Source organism: Chitiniphilus purpureus, assembly GCF_025642115.1.
Lineage (GTDB): Bacteria > Pseudomonadota > Gammaproteobacteria > Burkholderiales > Chitinibacteraceae > Chitiniphilus > Chitiniphilus purpureus.
Genome location: NZ_CP106753.1, coordinates 3,011,552 through 3,030,463 on the forward strand (window position 1 = coordinate 3,011,552; position 18,912 = coordinate 3,030,463).

The 18,912-nt window shown below is 64.8% G+C and carries 12 protein-coding genes, 2 tRNA genes and 1 pseudogene; 8 read left to right on the forward strand and 7 right to left on the reverse strand.

What is annotated here, in order from left to right:
* Nucleotides 1–160 precede the first annotated feature (160 nt).
* The 3 genes from serS to N8I74_RS13945 all read left to right on the forward strand — a co-directional run bounded on the left by serS (nucleotide 161) and on the right by N8I74_RS13945 (nucleotide 2,939).
* Nucleotides 161–1,444, forward strand: coding sequence for a serine--tRNA ligase (gene serS / locus N8I74_RS13935; RefSeq protein WP_263123711.1), 1,284 nt, complete (start codon nucleotides 161–163; stop codon nucleotides 1,442–1,444).
* A gap of 101 nt (nucleotides 1,445–1,545) precedes the next feature.
* Nucleotides 1,546–1,977, forward strand: coding sequence for an NfeD family protein (locus N8I74_RS13940; RefSeq protein WP_263123712.1), 432 nt, complete (start codon nucleotides 1,546–1,548; stop codon nucleotides 1,975–1,977).
* Between the two features lie 8 nt (nucleotides 1,978–1,985).
* Nucleotides 1,986–2,939: an SPFH domain-containing protein gene (locus N8I74_RS13945; protein ID WP_263126757.1), complete on the forward strand. Its 954-nt coding sequence runs from the start codon at nucleotides 1,986–1,988 to the stop codon at nucleotides 2,937–2,939.
* Between the two features lie 119 nt (nucleotides 2,940–3,058).
* Here the strand turns inward: N8I74_RS13945 and N8I74_RS13950 are convergent, their stop codons facing one another.
* The 4 genes from N8I74_RS13950 to N8I74_RS13965 all read right to left on the reverse strand — a co-directional run bounded on the left by N8I74_RS13950 (nucleotide 3,059) and on the right by N8I74_RS13965 (nucleotide 7,912).
* The gene (locus N8I74_RS13950; protein WP_263123713.1) at nucleotides 3,059–3,376 is read right to left on the reverse strand and encodes a PilZ domain-containing protein; all 318 of its coding nucleotides are present in this window, start codon (nucleotides 3,374–3,376) and stop codon (nucleotides 3,059–3,061) included.
* Between the two features lie 168 nt (nucleotides 3,377–3,544).
* The gene (gene gspE / locus N8I74_RS13955; RefSeq protein ID WP_263123714.1) at nucleotides 3,545–5,011 is read right to left on the reverse strand and encodes a type II secretion system ATPase GspE; all 1,467 of its coding nucleotides are present in this window, start codon (nucleotides 5,009–5,011) and stop codon (nucleotides 3,545–3,547) included.
* On the reverse strand, nucleotides 5,008–7,104 hold the full coding sequence (gene gspD / locus N8I74_RS13960; protein ID WP_263123715.1) for a type II secretion system secretin GspD: 2,097 nt from the start codon (nucleotides 7,102–7,104) through the stop codon (nucleotides 5,008–5,010). Before gspD ends, gspE begins: the two co-directional genes overlap by 4 nt.
* Before the next feature lie 10 nt (nucleotides 7,105–7,114).
* On the reverse strand, nucleotides 7,115–7,912 hold the full coding sequence (locus tag N8I74_RS13965) for a type II secretion system protein N (protein ID WP_263123716.1): 798 nt from the start codon (nucleotides 7,910–7,912) through the stop codon (nucleotides 7,115–7,117).
* Between the two features lie 200 nt (nucleotides 7,913–8,112).
* On the opposite strand from N8I74_RS13965, the gene N8I74_RS13970 reads away from it, so the two are divergent.
* The 5 genes and pseudogenes from N8I74_RS13970 to N8I74_RS19485 all read left to right on the forward strand — a co-directional run.
* Nucleotides 8,113–8,188 (forward strand) — tRNA-Val (locus tag N8I74_RS13970).
* Between the two features lie 40 nt (nucleotides 8,189–8,228).
* Nucleotides 8,229–8,305: transfer RNA gene (locus N8I74_RS13975), tRNA-Asp, on the forward strand.
* A gap of 189 nt (nucleotides 8,306–8,494) precedes the next feature.
* On the forward strand, nucleotides 8,495–9,754 hold the full coding sequence (locus N8I74_RS13980) for a PAS domain-containing protein (protein WP_263123717.1): 1,260 nt from the start codon (nucleotides 8,495–8,497) through the stop codon (nucleotides 9,752–9,754).
* A gap of 314 nt (nucleotides 9,755–10,068) precedes the next feature.
* Complete coding sequence (gene hrpA / locus N8I74_RS13985; protein WP_263123718.1) at nucleotides 10,069–13,962, forward strand: ATP-dependent RNA helicase HrpA; 3,894 nt, start codon at nucleotides 10,069–10,071, stop codon at nucleotides 13,960–13,962.
* 687 nt (nucleotides 13,963–14,649) lie between these two features.
* Nucleotides 14,650–14,733, forward strand: a pseudogene (locus N8I74_RS19485) (PEP-CTERM sorting domain-containing protein); the annotation flags it as partial.
* Nucleotides 14,734–14,808: 75 nt separating this feature from the next.
* Here N8I74_RS19485 and N8I74_RS13995 read toward each other — a convergent pair.
* The 3 genes from N8I74_RS13995 to N8I74_RS14005 all read right to left on the reverse strand — a co-directional run bounded on the left by N8I74_RS13995 (nucleotide 14,809) and on the right by N8I74_RS14005 (nucleotide 18,834).
* A complete protein-coding gene (locus tag N8I74_RS13995; protein ID WP_263123720.1) occupies nucleotides 14,809–15,642 on the reverse strand; it encodes a sulfurtransferase in 834 nt (277 codons plus the stop codon).
* A gap of 91 nt (nucleotides 15,643–15,733) precedes the next feature.
* A complete protein-coding gene (locus tag N8I74_RS14000) occupies nucleotides 15,734–16,918 on the reverse strand; it encodes an acetyl-CoA C-acetyltransferase (protein WP_263123721.1) in 1,185 nt (394 codons plus the stop codon).
* Between the two features lie 191 nt (nucleotides 16,919–17,109).
* Entirely contained in the window at nucleotides 17,110–18,834 is a 1,725-nt protein-coding gene (locus N8I74_RS14005; protein ID WP_263123722.1) for a PHA/PHB synthase family protein, read from the reverse strand.
* Nucleotides 18,835–18,912 lie beyond the last annotated feature (78 nt).

Here is an 18,912-nt window from a genome sequence, read left to right on the forward strand (position 1 = left end):
CCGCTACCGGCCTTTGCCGGTTGTTCCTGCCGACCAGGTCCATGACGCTCGGGTTGCCCGCTGGCGGCCGCAAAAGCCCGCGCCTGCGCGTTTTTTTGGATCGGCGCCAGGAAAGCATGGTGTAAAATCCTGCGCTCCAACCCGACCCCTCCCTGGAACCATGCTCGATATCAACCTGCTCCGTAACGATCTTGACCACGTTGTCGCGCGCCTGGCGAGCCGTGGCTTTGCCTTCCCGGCAGAACAGTTCAACCTGCTCGAAGCCGAGCGCAAGTCGTTGCAGACAGCAACGCAGGAGCTGCAGGCCAAACGCAACAGCGTCTCCAAGGAAGTGGGCATGGCCAAATCCCGCGGTGAGGACGTCGCCCCCATCCTGGCGCAGGTGGAACACCTCAAAGGTGAGCTGGCAGCCAATGAAACGGCATTGGCCGCGCTGCAGGAGAAGCTGTCCGATCTGCTGCTGCGCGTGCCCAACCTGCCGCAGGCCGCCGTGCCGCAGGGCAAAGACGAGAGCGGCAATGTCGAAGTGCGGCGTTGGGGCACGCCCCGCACCTTCGATTTTCCGATCAGGGATCATGTCGATGTCGGCGCGCCGCTCGGCCTTGATTTCGAAACCGGCGCGCGCCTGTCCGGTGCGCGTTTCACGGTGTTGCATGGCCAGATCGCGCGGCTGCATCGGGCCCTCGCCCAGTTCATGCTGGACCTGCACACCGGCGAGCACGGTTACGAGGAAACCTACACCCCCTATATCGTCAACCCGGAGGTGCTGTACGGCACCGGGCAACTGCCCAAGTTCGCCGAAGACATGTTCCGCGTGGAGCGCGGCGGCGAAGGCAGCCAGCCGCAATACCTGATCTCGACGGCGGAGATCTCGCTCACCAACACCGTACGCGACACGGTGCTCAAGCCGGAGCAGTTGCCGATCAGGCTGACCGCCCATTCGCCGTGCTTCCGCTCGGAAGCCGGCTCCTATGGACGCGATGTGCGCGGCATGATCCGCCAGCACCAGTTCGACAAGGTGGAGATGGTACAGATCGTGCGCCCGGAGCAATCGGACGCGGCGCTGGAAGCCATGGTCGGGCATGCCGAGGCAGTGCTGCAGAAGCTTGGCCTGCCCTATCGGGTGGTGGCCTTGTGCACCGGCGACATGGGTTTTTCCGCAGCCAGGACCTACGACCTGGAAGTCTGGCTGCCGGCGCAGGCCACCTACCGCGAAATTTCGAGCTGCTCCAACTGCGAAGCCTTCCAGGCACGGCGCATGCAGGCGCGCTTCAAGAACGAAGCTGGCAAGAACGAACTGCTGCATACACTCAACGGCTCGGGGCTGGCAGTGGGACGCACCCTGGTGGCGGTGCTGGAGAACTACCAGAACGCCGACGGCAGCGTCACGGTACCGGAGGCACTGCGCCCCTACATGGGCGGGCTGGCGCTGCTCAAGCCCTGAACAATTTCTCCCCATAGGCGCACCATTTGGTGCGCCGCCAGTTGCTTAAACCCGCCGTCATCCGTTATATGGGTAGTTTGTGATGAATTGCGGGGGCAATCATGTCTATCCTGACCGCTTGGCTGGTCACTGCCTTGGCCCTGGCCGGCCTGGAGATGTTGACCGGAACGTTCTACCTGCTCGCCATTGCAATCGGAATGCTGTTCGGGGCGCTGGCCTCCTGGCTGGGTGCGCCACTCGCCTTACAGTTCGTCGTGGCGTCGTTGTGTGCGCTGGGCGCCGTCGCCGCGCTACGGCAATGGAAACGCAGGCAGCAGCCGGTCGGCACCGACGCCGGCCAATCGCTGGACATCGGGCAACGTGTCAGCATCGAAACCTGGCTTGACGCCACCCACGCCCGGGTCCGCTACCGCGGCTCGCACTGGCAGGCGCAACTGCGTGCGCCGTTGACCGCGCCACTGACCGAGCCCCTTTACATCGTGGCCCAGCAGGGCAATACGCTGATCCTCGATACCGTTCCGCCGCAGTCCTAACCATGCCCATGGAGCAGCCCATGATCTTCGCGATCGCGCTATTCGTCATTGTCGTCATCTTCGTTGCCCGCACCGTCAAGATCGTCCCGCAGCAGAATGCGTGGGTCCGCGAACGGCTGGGGCGTTTTCACGATGTGCTGGAGCCCGGGCTGCGGGTGGTGATCCCTTTTGTCGACCGGATCGCCTATCGGCACGATCTGCGGGAGGTGCCAATGGATGTGCCAAGCCAGGTCTGTATCACCAAGGACAACACGCAGCTGCAGGTCGACGGCATCATCTATTTCCAGGTCGTCGACCCCAAGCTGGCGTCGTACGGATCGAGCGACTACGTACTGGCGATCACCCAGCTGGCCCAGACCACGCTGCGCTCGGTGGTCGGCAAGCTGGAGCTGGACAAGACCTTCGAGGAACGTGATGAGATCAACCGTGCGGTGGTCTCGGCGTTGGACGAAGCCGCAACCAGCTGGGGAGTCAAGGTGTTGCGCTACGAGATCAAGGATCTGACGCCGCCGGCCGAAATCCTGCGCTCGATGCAGGCCCAGATCACTGCCGAGCGCGAAAAGCGCGCCCGTATCGCCCAATCCGAGGGCTTGCGCCAGGAACAGATCAACCTCGCATCCGGCGAGCGCGAAGCGGCGATCCAGCGCTCACAGGGTGAGATGCAGGCTGCCATCAATGAATCGGAAGGGGAAAAGCAGGCGGCGGTCAACCGCGCCACTGGGGAAGCCGAAGCGATCCGGCTGGTCGCCCGCGCCAATGCCGAGGCGATCGCGACGGTGGCCGAGGCGATCGAGCACCGCGGCGGCATCGAGGCGGTCAACCTCAAGGTGGCGGAGCAGTACGTCTCCGCCTTCGGCAATATCGCCAAGCAAGGCAACACCATGCTGCTGCCGACCAACGCCGCCGATATCGCCGGTCTGGTGGCCACTGCAACCTCGGTGATCCGGCAACAGCCCAAGTAAAGCGCCAGGGGGCCGGCGCGATGCCGGCCTGGTGGCGGCGTCTGCGCGGTGGGTGGGCACTCGCCGCACCGCCCAATTCTGCCGCCGTCCTCCTACCTGCAAGCCGCTGGCATTCCCGCTCAGCCCAGGATCTGTACGATGGCCAGACCCAGCTCGTACAGCCTGCCACGCGCCAGTTCATGACAACGCACCACCCGCACCCGCGCCGCCAGCGGTTCGCGCAGGCTGCCGCCCTGGCGCGGCGGCATCACGAAGACCTCGAATTCCTCGCCCGGCCGCGGCACATACGAGGTGCGCAGCGTCATCCCGCTCACGCTCAAGTCGCTGCAGGTACCGTAGTGGGATGGACCGAAGTCGAGCGTGCGGATCTTGACCTTGCAGTCAACCGGGATGCGCAGGGCACTGCGCTGTTCACGGGGCGGGAAACGATCAGTCATGCTCGGGCGGGCTCACGGTGCAGGACATCGGACATGCGAGCGTAGTCCGCGCCCGCGGTGGGGGCAAGCAGGAAAACCCGGCCGGCAGGCGATGGGCAGGCTCATGTCGGCGCGGACCGGCGCAGGCTGCGGCAGGGAAGAACGGGCGCGGCATCCTCGACCACCCGCTCAGGCATCGCGCGTGACGCGCCAGATCTCTTCCAACGTGGTATCGCCCGCCAACACCCGGCGCACGCCGTCCTGGCGCAGGCTGAGCATGCCATGCTGCAACGCATGGTGCTTGAGCTGCTGTTCCGGCTCCTGGTTGTGGATCATGCTGCGCATCGCTTCGTCCACCAGCAACAGCTCGTAGATGCCGGTACGGCCGCGATAGCCGGTGCCGTTGCACGCGGCGCAACCGTGCGCCCGGTACAGCATCGGCGCATGTGCCACCCCCAACGCCGCACATTCGGCCGCTTCGGCGACATGGGCCACGCGGCAGTCGGGGCATAGCCTGCGCGCCAGTCGCTGGGCCAACACACCCAGCAGCGACGATGCCAGCAGAAACGGTTCGATCCCCATGTCGGTCAGACGCGTCACCGCGCTTGCCGCATCGTTGGTATGCAGCGTGGCCAGCACCAGATGGCCGGTCAGTGAGGCCTGGACCGCGATCTGCGCCGTTTCCAGATCGCGGATCTCACCGATCATGATCACGTCCGGGTCCTGACGCAGGATGGCACGCAGTGCACGCCCGAAGCTCATGTCGATCCGTGGGTTGACCTGGGTCTGCCCCACCCCGTCCAGGTCATATTCGATGGGGTCCTCGACCGTCATGATGTTGCTGCTGGCGGCGTCCATGCGCGACAGCGCAGCATACAGCGTAGTGGTCTTGCCCGAGCCGGTGGGCCCGGTGACAAGGATGATGCCGTGCGGCTGCGCCAGCAGCCCCTCCAGCCGGCCCAGCGTGTCGGCGGGCATGCCGAGCTTTTCCAGGTTGAGGCGCCCGGCGGATTTGTCGAGCAGCCGCAGCACTGCACGCTCGCCGTGCCCGGTGGGCAGGGTGGACACCCGCACGTCGACCGGGCGCCCGGCCACGCGCAGTGTGATGCGGCCGTCCTGTGGCAATCGTTTCTCGGCGATGTCCAGACCCGCCATCACCTTGATCCGCGATACCAGGGCGGCATGCAGTGCACGCTTGGGTTCGATCACGTCGCGCAGCTGGCCATCGACGCGAAAGCGCACCACCGAGCGCGTCTCGAATGGTTCGATATGCAGATCCGAGGCGTTCTCGCGCAATGCTTCGGTCAGCAGGGCATTGATCAGTCGGATGATGGGCGCGTTGTCCGCGGTATCCATCAGATCCTCGATCTCGGGAATATCCTGTGCCAGCCGCGACAGATCGAGGTTGCCTTCGAGATCGCCCACCACCGTGGCACTGCCGCGCTCGCCGTCGCTGAAGAGCGCGGTCACCCGCGCGTCGTACTCGGCAGGCTCCAGCACCACCACGTTCAGCGGCCTGCCGGCCACGCGGCGCAATTCGGACAACGCCGCCAGATCGCCGCCACGCTTCATCAGCACGTCCAGCCCATCCGCATGCGCAGCAAGGTCGACGACGCCGCGATCGCGCGCGAAATGGTAGGGGACGAGGCGGCTCATGGCTGGGCAGGCTGCGGCGGCCGGGCCTTATCGGCAGGTGCCGCGCCGGCCGGCTCGGGCAGTTGCTCCGGCAGCTTCACCTTGGGCAGATCGGGCAACAGCGGATGATCCGGGATCCGGAAACCTTCCTGCTGCGTCTTGAGGTACTGGTAGCGCGAGTTGGACAATGTCTCGCTCGCCTTGCCGTCGCGCAGGATGTAGGGCCGCAGGAACACCATCAGATTGGTCTTCTGCCACCGGCGCGACTCATAGCGGAACAGATTGCCAAGGCCGGGGATGTCGCCAAGGCCGGGCACCTTGTCCTGGCCGTTGGAGAGCCTGTCCTCGATCAGGCCGCCCAGTACCAGTACCTGGCCGTCGTCCACCAGCACCTTCGACTCGATCGAGCGCTTGCTGGTCGCGATGCCGGCACCGTTGGTCTGCACCGAGGCGTCGATGTTCGACACCTCCTGGTAGACGCTCATCGTGATGCTGCCCCCCTCGGACACCTGCGGCTTGACCTTGAGGGTGATGCCGATGTCCTCGCGCTCGACCGTGGTGAAGGGGTTGGGGTTGCTGCCGGTGGAGGACTGCGTGCCGGTGATGATGGGAATGTTCTGCCCCACCATGATCTTGGCCTCTTCGTTGTCCAGCGTGATCAGGTTGGGGGTGGACAGGATGTTGGCGTTGCCACTGTTCTGCAGCGCCGTCGCCAGTATTCCCAGCGAGGGGCTCTCGCCCCGCAGCGGATTGGCGTTCAGGATGCCGATGTTGAAGCCCGGCGGCACGGTAGGCTTGCGGGCGATGAGTCCGTTGGCGATGTTGGCCAGATTGTTGATCGCACCGCCCGGTGCCAGTGCCGAGATGCCGACCCCGACCACGTCGGTACCACCGCCCAGCACCCATTGGATGCCGAACTCGCCCACCTTGGACACGTTCACCTCGGCGATCATCGCCTCGATATAGACCTGGGCGCGGCGCATATCGAGCTTGTCGACCACCGAGCGCAGGTTGTTATAGATATTGTCCGGTGCGGTGATGATCAGCGAATTGGTCATCGCATCAGCCTGGATCATCACCGTGGTACCCGCGACCTGCACGCTGGCCGCACTGCTTTGCGCCGCGGGGCTGCCGGTGCTGTTCGCGGTATTGGCCGCGGCGGACAATCCTCCGGTACTGCTGGCGGTTGGACTCGCGGACAGCGTGCCGCCGCTGGCGGCATTGCCGCTGTCCTGGCCGGTGAGGATGCCCTTGAGCGTGGCCGCGAGCTTGGTCGCCTCGGCATTCTTCAGATAGATCACCTGGATATTGCCGCCAGCGGCGCCGGGCTGATCCAGCGTCTCGACCAGACGGCGGATCTGCTGCGCGTGCACCGCGGTCTCGCTGCGCACCAGCAGCGCGTTGCTGCGGATATCCGGGACCACCGCACTACGACGCACGCCATCGGGCAGCGGTGTCTGCGGCGCCACCCCCTGCACCTGCACCTCGGGCAACAGGCGCGCCAGGGTCTGGGCCACGTCGACCGCCGAGGCGTATTTGAGTGGGATCGGAAACACATCCAGTGTCGGTGGCTGGTCGATGCTTTCGATCACCCGGTTGAGCCGGCGGATATTGTCGGCATAGTCGGTGATCACCAGCGTATTGCCGGCCGGATACGCGTTGATGGCGTTGTTGGGCGTGATCAGCGGCCGCAGGATGGGCACCAGCTGGCTCGCCGACTCGTACTTGAGCGGATAGACCTGGGTGATGATCTGGTCGCCGGCGACCTTGGTACCGGGCAGGGTGGTGGCGCTGTAGTGCTGCTTGGCGTCGGCCTCGGGCACGATCTTGACTGCCCCGCCGGACTCGACGGCGGCAAAGCCTTGCTGGCGCAACGCCGACAACAGGATGGGATAGACCTGATCGCGCTTGACCGGCTGGGTCGAGACGATGTTGACCGTGCCCTTCACCCGGGGATCGAGCACGAAGTTGCGGCCGGTGATCAGGCCGATCGCCTTGATCGTCGATTCCAGATCGGCATTCACGAAATTGAGCGTCACCTCGTTGTCGACGGCCGAGGCGGTTCCGGCGGTCAACAGCGCCAGGGCGAGTACGAGCGGGCGCAGGCGGATCATGGGCTACCGTTCATGGTTGGATTTGGTACTGCAGGGTCACCGGGCTGCCGCTACGCACGACTTCCAGTGTGACCTGGTTTTGCTGGCTGAACAGGCTGTAGACAAGCGACATGTCGGATGTATCGGCGAGGGTACGCCCGTTGGCACGCTTGAGGATATCGCCATCTTGCAGTTGTAGCAGGCCGGCGAAAGGCTGTTGGCGCGTATCCATCAGATAAATCCCGCCTTCGGGCGAGACCGCAAGCCCCTTGGACCAGTCGGCGATATTCATGCTCTGCATCGCATCCGCCATCACACCACGCGTGATCTTGAGCTGCTGTGCGGAAGCAGGGGACTGCGAGGGCGAGGGCGTACCGCTGTCCGGCGGCGGCCCGCCACCGATGTTCCCCGTTCCCGGCAATATCCCCTTGTCGGCCCCTTCCAGCGGGATTTCCTCAGTACGGCCGCGATTGTCCACCCTTGCCCGGTCCCGCTCGACCGCGAGCAGCGTGACGCCGTCCTGCAGCGCATCGCCAGGGCGGGCGGCAAGTGCCACCGGGCCGAAGCCGGTGAAGATCGCCGCGCTGAACCCCTCTCCACCGGCAATCACCGCCACCAGCTTGGCTGCGAGCGACGTCGGTGCCGCGGCCGTACCGGCACTGCCGAACCATGTGGGCGCATAGACCCAGGCGGGTCGTTGCTGCACCGCAGGCTCCGGTGGTTGTGTCAGCCGCAGGTCGGGCGACGCCGGCGCGACCAGGCGCCATAGAAGGCCGGCGCATACCCAGGCCAAGGCACCGGCCAGCGCGAGCTCGGCGAGTGCTGCCACGCGTGCGCTGGGAATACGCGGTAATTTGGGGGCTTTCACGGTCGGTGCGAAGACGCGGTCGGCAAAAGGCGCATTTTATACCTCAAGCCCGGAAAGATTGACTACAACAGCCAGCATCACGCAGTACGCCGGCAAACGCGTACATGGCGGACGTTGACACCTGCAAGGCCCCATGCTTAAATGCGCCCTCTTTCGACGGCGGGTGGTTAGCTCAGTTGGTAGAGCGTCTGCCTTACACGCAGAATGTCGGCGGTTCGATCCCGTCACCACCCACCAGCGACGCCCGTTGCTGGTAATACTTGTCAAAAGCCGCTGCGGAGCGGTAGTTCAGTTGGTTAGAATACCGGCCTGTCACGCCGGGGGTCGCGGGTTCGAGTCCCGTCCGCTCCGCCACTTGCTCCTTTCGTCCCCTCCAGAGCGCACCATCATCCCCGCCATGCTGCTGCCAAGTCACGGATTGCCGCCGTCAGACACGCAGTGGTCAGGATCGTTTTGGAATCAGATGTCGCGCCGCCGTCGCCAACGGCTGTCTGAGGGACTAAACTGTGGTGCATTCCATCCGGTCCCCAACCTTGTACCGGCATGACCACAAAATCTCAGACTTCCCGATTCGAACTGGCAGTGCTGGGCTTGGCCCTGCTGGCCTGCCTGTTTGCACTTGTCGCCATGCAATGGTGGGCAGCCGATCGGCTGGGCGGGAAGATCTGGTTTCTCTACGGCCTGTTCACGATCACCGCGGTCGGCCTGCTGCTCCTGCTGCTGCGCCGACCGGTGCTGCAGTCCACGCCGGATGCCCGCGAGGCGCTGCCCGCAGTCGAAAGGCAGGCGATTGCCCATTGCCTGCCCGACATTGTCTGGCGCATCGACTACGCGACGCGTGCGGTCACGCCGCTCAACAAGGTCGACAACAGCGACCACCCGAATGCGCAGGACGACAATGCGCGGCTTTCGATGCTGTTTCCGGCGCGCGTCTCGCGTCAATACCTGGAGGCGTTGATCAGCGTGCAGAGCGCGCAGACGCCGCAGCAGTTCGAATACCGGCTCGCGCAGGCGGAGGGCAAGGCCCAGCGGGTATTCGAAGCACGGCTGCTGCCGCTGTCGGGCAAGGACTGCCTCGCCGTCATCCGCGACATCACCGAGATGAAGGCCACCGAGGAAGCCCTGTTCAATCAACAGCTGTTCGTGCACCAGATCATCGATTCGAGCCCGAGTCTCATCTTCGTACGCGACCGGCATGGCCGTTTCCTGCTGGTGAACCGGGCCACCCAGAGCGCGCTGGGCCATGATCTGCTGGTCCAGTCGCACATGGGGCTCGCGGACCAGCAGTTACCATTCACCGTCGGTGACCAGGATGTGCTGGAAAAGGGCGAGACGGTGCGCATCGTCGATCATTGCACGCTGGCCAACGGCCGTACGCATTGGTTCGATCTGATCAAGCAACCGCTGATCCGCGATGGCGAGGTCTACATCCTGTCGATCGCCATGGATATCTCGCATGTGAAGGCGGCCGAGGCGGCGCTGGCCAACAGCGAGCCGCTCTCGGGCGAGGTGGCCGACGCGTTGCCGCAGCCCTTCATGCTGATCCGCGAAGGCAATATCGAGTTCGCCAACCTTGCCGCCTGCCTGCTGCTGAACGCGCCGCCGTCGGCGGTGCTGGGCCGGCCGTTGTCGGCCTTTGCCGGCAATGCCGAGGCGCTGCTGGGCGTGGCCGATTTCGAGGCACAGCGCTTCGAGCTGGCCAACGGCGGTCACTATGACTGCTGGGCACGCCGTATCCGGCAAAGCGCGGGCGAGGCACAGCTGATCGTCTTCGACACCAGCCGCGAAACCCAGCCTGCCTAGTGCCGCCGACAAACCCCGGCGCAACGGTCATGGCAGACAGCACCCATCGGCCTGGACGGTGCCGGATCGGGCTTGCGTCGATCGTAGCTAATACCGGGCGTACGACAACCGACACCAGCTGGGATAGCTTGGCCGCGCCCGCCATCCGGGCCAGGCACAGGCCGGACCACCGCAGCCGGATCGGAGCCGCCCGACCCCATGCCTTCGCCATCGGTTGCCTGACAACGCAGGCAACCGCCTGCCGCTGCGGGTCGACTGCATCGCCGTGCTAGAATCGGCGCCCTTGATCGCCGCGCTCTGCCTGTTGCCGCCGCATGTCCGCCCCCCCTTCCCTCGCCCCTTTGCTGTCGCTGCTCGATCAGGTGCCTGCGCGCCAGCGCGGTACCTTGCAGCGCAAGCTGGACCGGATCGAACGCCGGCTCGCACAGCGTCAACCGGTCGACCGGGCGCTTGCCGAACTGCAGGCCGAGCTTGCCGAAGCAGCCGCCCGCACCACCACGCGCCGCGAGCGCCTGCCGCGCCCGGACTTTGACGAGACGCTGCCGGTCAACCAGCGCCGTGAAGAGATCGCCGCCGCCATCCGCCAGCATCAGGTTGTCATCGTGTCCGGCGAAACCGGTTCGGGCAAGACCACGCAACTGCCCAAGATCTGCCTGGCGTTGGGGCGGGGCGCGACCGGCCTGATCGGCCACACCCAACCCAGACGGCTGGCCGCGCGTTCGGTTGCCGCGCGCATCGCGCAGGAATTGAACAGCGAACTGGGCCGTGTGGTCGGCTACAAGGTGCGCTTCACCGACAAATCCTCGGCCGACAGCTACGTCAAGCTGATGACGGACGGCATCCTGCTCGCCGAAACGCTGTCCGACCGCGATCTGGCCCAGTACGACACGCTGATCATCGATGAAGCGCATGAGCGCAGCCTCAACATCGATTTCCTGCTCGGCTATCTCAAGCAACTGCTGCCGCGCCGTCCCGACCTGAAAGTGATTGTCACCTCGGCCACCATCGATGCCGACCGTTTCAGCCGGCATTTCGACGGCGCACCGGTGCTGGAAGTCTCCGGCCGCACCTTTCCGGTGGAAATCCGCTACGCCGAGCTTGCCAGTCGCGACGAGGACGACGCCGAGCTGGAGATGGAAGAAGCCATCGTCCGCGAGGTGGAACATCTGTGGCGGCGCGATGGCTCGGGCGACGTGCTGGTGTTCCTGCCGGGCGAGCGTGAGATCCGCGATACCGCCGAGGAATTCCGCAAAGCCAGGCTGCGCGACGCCGAAGTGATTCCGCTGTTCGCCAGGCTGTCCGCCGAAGACCAGCAGCGCATCTTCCGCCCCAGTGCGGGCGGGCGTCGCGTGGTGCTCGCCACCAATGTGGCCGAGACCTCACTGACCGTGCCGGGCATCCGCTATGTGATCGATTCCGGGCAGGCACGGATCAACCGCTACAGCCCGCGCGCCAAGGTCGAACAGTTGCTGGTCGAGAAGATCAGCCAGGCAAGCGCACGTCAGCGTGCCGGCCGCTGCGGCCGGGTGGCTGCCGGCGTATGTGTACGCTTGTACTCGGAGCAGGACTTCCTCGGCCGACCTGCTTTCACCGATCCGGAGATCGTCCGCTCCAGTCTGGCCGCGGTCATCCTGCGCATGGCGGCGCTCAAGCTGGGGCGGGTCGACGAATTCCCGTTCCTCGAAGCGCCGTCGGGCAAGCTGATTGCGGACGGCTACCAGCAGTTGCGCGAACTGGGCGCGGTGGACGAGGACGACCACCTCACATCGGTCGGCGAACAGCTCTCGCGCCTGCCCATCGATCCTCGGCTGGCGCGCATGCTGCTGGCAGGACACGAGCACGGCTGCCTGGCGCAGATCCTGGTCATCGCCGCCGGCCTGTCGGTGCAGGACCCGCGCGAACGGCCGTTCCAGGCACGCGAAGCCGCCGACCGGGCTCATGCGCGCTTTACCGACGACAAATCGGATTTCCTCTCCTATCTGCATCTGTGGACCTTCTTCGAAGCCGCGCTTGCTGAAAAGACCTCGAACAAGCAGCTGGTCACGCTCTGCCACACCCATTTCCTCTCGCACCTGCGGCTACGCGAGTGGCGCGACCTGCATCGGCAACTGCAGGAGATCGTCGCCGACCTGGGTTGGCGGCTGGACGAGCGGCCGGGCACCTATGAACAGGTGCACCGGGCGCTGATGACCGGCTTGCTGGGCAACCTGGGGATGAAGCAGCCGGAAAGCGATGAGTACCTTGGTGCACGCGGCATCAAGTTCAACATCTTCCCCGGTTCGTGCCTGAAGAAAAGCCGACCCAAGTGGATCGTCGCCGGCGAGCTGGTCGAGACCACCAAGCTGTACGGCCGTGTGGTCGCAGCGGTGGAGCCCGAATGTGTGGAGCGGCTGGCGCAGCACCTGGTGAAGAAGCAGTACTTCGATCCACACTGGGAAAAGGACGCGGCCCAGGTCGTCGCCAGCGAACGGGTCACGCTGTACGGCCTGCCCATCGTCAATCGGCGGCGTGTGCACTATGGCCGCATCAACCCGGCCGAGGCGCGCGAGATCTTCATCCGCGAGGCACTGGTGCGTTTCAACTACAAGACCAACGCGCCCTTCTTCGATCACAACCTGGATCTGTTGCTGGATATCGAGGAGCTGGAACACAAAGCCCGGCGGCAGGATGTGCTGGTCGATGAAGACGCCCTGTTCGGCTTTTTCGATGCGCTGATCCCGCCCGAGGTGCACAACGGTACCGGCTTCGAAACGTGGCGCAAGCAGGCGGAGGCCCAGCACCCCAAGCTGCTGTGGCTGACCCGCGAGTTCGTGATGAGCCACTCGGCGAGCGGCGTCACCGAGGCACAGTTTCCTACGCACTTCCGTCTGGCGGAGAGCAGCTTGCCGCTCAGCTACCGCTTCGAGCCCGGCCACCCGCTGGACGGCGTGACCCTGACCCTGCCGCTGCACCAGCTCAACCGCGTCAACCATGCGGTGTTCGATTGGCTGGTACCGGGCATGCTGCGCGAGAAGATCACCATGCTGATCAAGTCGCTGCCCAAGGCAATACGCCGCATGTGTGTGCCGGTGCCGGATTTTGCCACCCGCATGCTCACCGAGCTGGACCGTGCCGACCGCACGGCGCCACTGCTGCCGCAACTGGCTCAAGCCGTCACGCGCGGCATCGGCATGCCGGTCGATGCCGATGCGTTCGATCTTTCGACATTGCCGGTGCACCTGCAGATGAATTTCCGCGTGGTCGACGATGGTGGCCAGGAACTGGCCGGCGGCCGCGATCTGGTCGGCATCCGCGCCCAGCTGGGCGAGGCCGCGCAGCTGACGTTCCGCGATGAGGCCGAAGACGCCGGCATCGAGCGCAGCGGCCTCACCAAATGGGATCTGGGCGACCTGCCGGAGCAGCTCACCATCAAGCGGCAGGGGCGCAAGCTCACCGGCTATCCGGCGCTGGCGCCCGACGGCGAGGCCTGCGCCATCAGGTTGTTCGACACCGCCCATGCAGCACGCGAGCAGCATCGGCTGGGCGTGGTCCACCTGCTGCGGCTGGAACTCGCGCAGCACGTCAGGCAGCTGGAGAAATCGATTCCCGACTTCCAGCAACTGGCGATCCAGCTGCGCGCACTGGGCAATGCCGACCAGTTGCTGGACGACATCGTGAGCGCGATCTGCAACCGCGCGTTCCTGGGCGAGGACGAAGCACCTCGCAGCAGGAAGGAATTCGAGGAGCAGAAGGCCCGCGCCAAGGTACGGCTGCCCAGCGTGCGCGACGCTGTCATCTCCAGCCTGACTGAGGTGGTGGCGCAGTACACGCCGCTCGCTGCCCAGCTGGGCAAGCCCGGGCCGCTCAGTGCCGAGCTGAAAGCCCAGCTTTCGCGGCTGGTGTTCAATGGTTTTCTGACAGCAACACCGTGGGAACAGCTGCCACGGCTGCCGGTATACCTGAAGGCCATGCGGGTGCGGCTGGAAAAGCGCACACAGAATCCGGCCCGGGATGCGCAACGCGCGGCCGATGTCGCCCGGTGGTGGGAGCGCTGGGAGCAGGAACTGGAAAAGTGGCGGCGTGAAGGACGGGATACCACACCGATCCTGCCAGTTCGCTGGATGATCGAGGAACTACGCGTCAGCCTGTTCGCCCAGGAACTGCGTACCCCCTACCCGATTTCGCTCAAGCGCCTGGAAAAAACCTGGGAAGCGCTGCTGCGGCGCTGACAAACACCGCCGCAAGCATGACGCTGACACACGACAGACGCATCAAATATTCCAATGTCAATCAGGTAAACTGGCAACCCTGGCTGGTATATCGACCGTTTGTCGCCAGATCCCGATATTACATCAGCCGTATGACAGCTTTGATCACTTTTACGCCAGTGGTATTTGCCGTCAAGACCGGGTGCTCGATACGATCATTGCGCGGAAAAACTTTCTGCTGATTTAAATCAAATTGAATAATCTTTTCATTTCTACAAGGAGTGCAACACGATGCGCTTTTCTCGCAGCCTGATCGCCCTGGCCGTTGGCACCTTGCTGGCCGGTGCGGCCAACGCCAATGTCATCGCTTCCGGCGACAAGACCTTCAATGACGACAGCCTGCTGCTGTTCGGCGATAGCTTCACCTCCTCGGTGACCGCCAACAACGCAATCCTGAACCTGTCGTTCACCCGTACCACCGACGGCCCGCTGTCCAGCCTGACCTTCGGTCTGATCGACGAGACCACCAAGAAGGTCGTGGCCCTCAAGAACTTCAGCTCGGAAGGCTTCATCTACGAAGGCGGCAAGAAGGTCGGCTTCGACTACTCGTTCGCCGATCTGAGCATCACCGGCGGCCACAACTACGCGCTGGGCCTCCTGGGCTGGGGCAAGGACTACAGCGGCACCTTCAGCTACTCGCTGACGACGCCGGTTCCGGAACCCGAGACCTACGCCCTGATGGGTCTGGGTCTGGCCGCGCTGATCGCACGCCGCCGCAAGCAAAGCAAGTAAGCGCGGCAAGGCGTTGCTGCAACGCCGACCGCAGGGCCCCGTTCCAGCTGGAACGGGGCTTTTTCATGGCCCGGCTCAACGCCTGACCATGGGCCGTGTCTCATCGGCGCACCATTCGCTCCACGAACCCGGGTAGAGCCGCCCGCCGGACAGGCCAGCCGCTTCCAGTGCCAGCAGATTGTGGCAGGCGGTGACACCCGAGCCGCACTGATGCACTGCGGCGTCAGCACCCTGCCCCTGCAGCAGTGCCTGCCACTGCTCGCGCAGCGCCGCCGGGGTCTTGAAACGCCCGTCGGCTGCCAGATTGTTCTGGTAAAAGGCATTGAGTGCGCCGGGAATGTGGCCGGCTACCGGATCGAGCGTTTCACCCAGGCCCGCGAAACGCTCCGGGCTGCGGGCATCGATCAGCACAAAGCGTGGCTCGGTCAGGTTGGCAAGCACGTCGGCGACATTGACGCGCAGCTGCGGCTGGGATTGCGGCACGAAGCGCAATGCCGGCTTGTGCACGACCGCTGTGCTGAGCGGAAAGCCACAGCCCTGCCAGGCAGCAAGACCGCCGTCGAGCACCTGGACACGGCGATGCCCCAGCCAACGCAGCAACCACCACAGCCGCGCAGCAAACACCCCGCCGCTGGCATCGTAGGCGACCACATCGGTATCGTTGCCTATGCCATTGGTACCCAGCCAGGCGGCAAGCGCCTCCGGTTCCGGCAACGGATGGCGCCCATTGGCGCCGTTGCAAGCGCCCGAAAGGGTCTGGTCGAGGTGGGCGAATACAGCGCCGGGAATATGACCGGCGCGGTAGGCATCCAGGCCGGCCTGGGGTTGCGCCAGGTCGTGCCGGCAATCGACGATCACGAGATCGGCCAGGCGCCGTTCGAGTGACTGGGCATCAATAAGCGGAAACATCGAATCCTCCAGCGGCCTTGCCAACAGCCACCTGCTCCAACGCGATACGCGGACAGGACCGGTGCGGGTGGCCGGCCCCATGCACCTGCGCTCAATGCGGCCGTTCGACGGCCAGCGCTACGCCCATCCCACCACCGATGCACAGGGTGGCCAACCCGCGCCGGGCTTCGCGCCGCTGCATCTCATGCAACAGCGTCACCAGCACGCGCGCGCCCGAGGCACCGATCGGATGGCCCAGCGCAATGGCACCGCCATTGACGTTGACCTTGTTCCAATCCCACTGCAGTTCACGCGCCACGCCCAACGCCTGCGCGGCGAACGCCTCGTTGGCCTCGATCAGATCGATGCTGTCGAGCGACCAGCCGGTACGTGCCAGCACCCGTTGGGTCGCGGGTACCGGCCCCATTCCCATCAACGCAGGATCGACCCCGGCCGAGGCGGCGGCCCGGATGACCGCCAGCGGGGTGAGCTCCAGGGCACGCGCCTTGTCCGCACTCATCAACAACACAGCGGCGGCACCGTCGTTGATACCCGACGCATTGCCGGCCGTCACCGTGCCTTCCTTGTCGAACGCGGCGCGCAGCTTGGCCAGGCCCTCCAGCGACGCATTGGTCTTGATGAATTCGTCCGCGGCGAACCGCAGCGGATCGCCTTTTTTCTGCGCAATGCTGACCGGCACGATCTCGGCGTCGAAACGCCCGGCTGCCTGCGCCGCGGCCGCCTTCTGCTGCGAAGCGAGCGCCAGTTCATCCTGCTCGGTCCGGCTGATGCCGTATTTCCTGGCGATATTCTCGGCGGTCACGCCCATATGGTAGTGGTGGTAGACGTCGGTCAGCCCGTCGTAGACCATGCTGTCGATCAGCTGGGTGTTGCCCATGCGGAAACCGTCGCGCGAGCCGGGCAACAGATGCGGCGCGGCGCTCATGTTCTCCTGGCCGCCGGCAATCACGATTTCATTCTCGCCCGTGAGGATGGACTGGACGCCGAGCGCCACTGCCTTCAAACCCGAGCCGCAGACCTGGTTGATGGTGAGGGCGGGGATCGCATCGGGCAGGCCGGCGCGGCGCAACGCCTGCCGGGCCGGGTTCTGGCCCAATCCGGCAGTGAGCACATTGCCCAGGATGACCTCGCTGACGGTCTCGCCCGCGACGCCGGTCTTGTCCAGCAGCGCCTTGATGACGAGCGCCCCCAGTTCGGGCGCGGCGAGCTTGGCCAGCGCTCCGCCGAAATTGCCGATTGCCGTACGTTGTGCGGCGACGATGACCACATCCGTCATTGCTGTTCTCCGTGTAGCTAAAGTTGAGTCGGGTCTGGATATCCCGTACCTGCGCAGGTTGAGACGCGCGGCGCGGCCGGCTTGCTGCACCGCCTGTCAGTGCGCCGTCGATGCAGTTCCACGCTCCGGACCGGCCACGCGACGGCCGCGACCGGCCCTGAGACCGGATGCGCGCAGGGTCGGTGGCTTGTTCAGTCGAGACGTGCCTTCACGTAGCGCCCGGGCGCCGGTTCGATCGGGGCGTGCTGCTTGCTGCCCGGCTTCTTGGGCGCGGCCACCAGCTTGCCCGAGCGCGGCGCCAGCCAGTCGTGCCAATCCTGCCACCAGCTGCCCGGCCGCGACTGCGCCGCTTCGAACCATTGCTCCGGCGCTTCGGGCAGCGCGTCGTTGACCCAGTAGTTGCGCTTGTTGGCGCTGACCGGATTGATGGTGCCGGCGATATGGCCCGAGGCACCCAGCACGAAGCGCAACGGTCCACGGAACAGCCGGGTGGTGCCGTAGGCGGAGCGCCACGGCACGATATGGTCCTCGCGGGCTGCGAACACGTAGCTTGGCAGGTCGATCCGCGTCAGATCGATCGGGACACCACACAGGCTGAAGCTGCCCGGTTTGACCAGGTTGTTGTTCAGATACATGTTCTCGAGGAAGAAGGTGTGCATCGGCAACGCCAGATTCGCCGAATCGTTGTTCCAGTACAGCAGGTCGAACGGCGGCGGCGTCTGGCCCTTCAGATAATTGTTGACCACGTAGTTCCAGATCAGGTCATTGGCGCGCAATGCCGAGAATGTGCGCGCCAGCTCCTTGCCGGAGATCACACCGCCGCTCTCCAACATCGGCTCGCGGGTGCGGACCACGTTCCAGTCGATGAAATGCTTGATATCACCCGGGTCGGTATGGTCGAGCATCACCGTCATCAGCGTCAGCGATTCGAACCAGTCGAGCCCGCGTGCCTGCATGACTGGAATCGCCGTGGCGAGCAGTTCGCCGCCGATGCAGAACGACAATACGTTCATCTTGTCGCGCCGGATGATCTCGCGCACGACCTCAGCCGCCTGGATCACCCCGTCGGCGACGTAGTCGTCCCACTTGAGCTTGCCAAGCTCAGGCGGGATCGAGCGCCAGGAAACGAGGAAGGTGGTGTAGCCCTGCTCGACGATCCAGCGCACCATCGAGTTTTCCGGCTGCAGATCCATGATGTAGTACTTGTTCACGCAGGGCGGCACGATCAACAGCGGTGTCTCGAACACCTGCCCGGTGCTCGGGGTGTATTGCAGCAGTTGGAAGAGCTCGTTCTCGAACACCACCGTGCCCGGCGTCACCGCAAGATTGCGCCCAACCTCGAACTCGCGCTCGTCGGTCATCGTGATCGAGCCTTTCTGCACATCGGCCAACAGCTTCTTCATGCCATCGGCCAGGCTCTCGCCGTTGGTCTCGGCAGCAAGTTTGAGCACTTCGGGATTGGTCAGTGCAAAGTTGGCCGGGCTGATCGCATCGATATACTGGCGGGTGAAGAAGGCAAGCTTTTCGCGGGTGGCCTCATCGCTTGCCGCGGCGGAGACCGAATCCATCAGCCATTTGGCCGTCAGCAGATAGTTCTGCTTGATGAACGAAAACAGCGGCTCTTCCCATTCGGGCGCATTGAAGCGCCGGTCCCCTTTCTCCGGCTCGATCAGCCTGGCCGGCGCCTTGGCGCCCACGAGCCCCAGCCATAGATCGAGCTGGGCGCGATAGAAGTCGGTCTGGCGGCTGAGCCATTCCGGATCCGTCCCCGGCCATGCCGGCCATGCAGCGCCGCCACTGACCGGCGCAGTGGCGCCACCCGATGCCACGCCCGCCTGGGCCCACTGCTGCCACCATTGGCGCTGGGCTTCGTTCAATTGCTGCAGCAATGCATCGAAAGAGGGGGGGTTAAACACAGTTATCAACTCCATGCAACGTGGGACAATCGATCGTAGACCAATGTCGATCCGGCTTACTACTGCATAACACGCAAA

Bases quoted from the DNA above. Each gene is read 5' to 3' on its own strand.
- serS (WP_263123711.1), top strand. From the start codon at position 161: ATGCTCGATATCAACCTGCTCCGTAACGATCTTGACCACGTTGTCGCG.
- N8I74_RS13940 (WP_263123712.1), top strand. From the start codon at position 1,546: ATGTCTATCCTGACCGCTTGGCTGGTCACTGCCTTGGCCCTGGCCGGC.
- N8I74_RS13945 (WP_263126757.1), top strand. From the start codon at position 1,986: ATGGAGCAGCCCATGATCTTCGCGATCGCGCTATTCGTCATTGTCGTC.
- N8I74_RS13950 (WP_263123713.1), bottom strand. From the start codon at position 3,376: ATGACTGATCGTTTCCCGCCCCGTGAACAGCGCAGTGCCCTGCGCATC.
- gspE (WP_263123714.1), bottom strand. From the start codon at position 5,011: ATGAGCCGCCTCGTCCCCTACCATTTCGCGCGCGATCGCGGCGTCGTC.
- gspD (WP_263123715.1), bottom strand. From the start codon at position 7,104: ATGATCCGCCTGCGCCCGCTCGTACTCGCCCTGGCGCTGTTGACCGCC.
- N8I74_RS13980 (WP_263123717.1), top strand. From the start codon at position 8,495: ATGACCACAAAATCTCAGACTTCCCGATTCGAACTGGCAGTGCTGGGC.
- hrpA (WP_263123718.1), top strand. From the start codon at position 10,069: ATGTCCGCCCCCCCTTCCCTCGCCCCTTTGCTGTCGCTGCTCGATCAG.
- N8I74_RS13995 (WP_263123720.1), bottom strand. From the start codon at position 15,642: ATGTTTCCGCTTATTGATGCCCAGTCACTCGAACGGCGCCTGGCCGAT.
- N8I74_RS14000 (WP_263123721.1), bottom strand. From the start codon at position 16,918: ATGACGGATGTGGTCATCGTCGCCGCACAACGTACGGCAATCGGCAAT.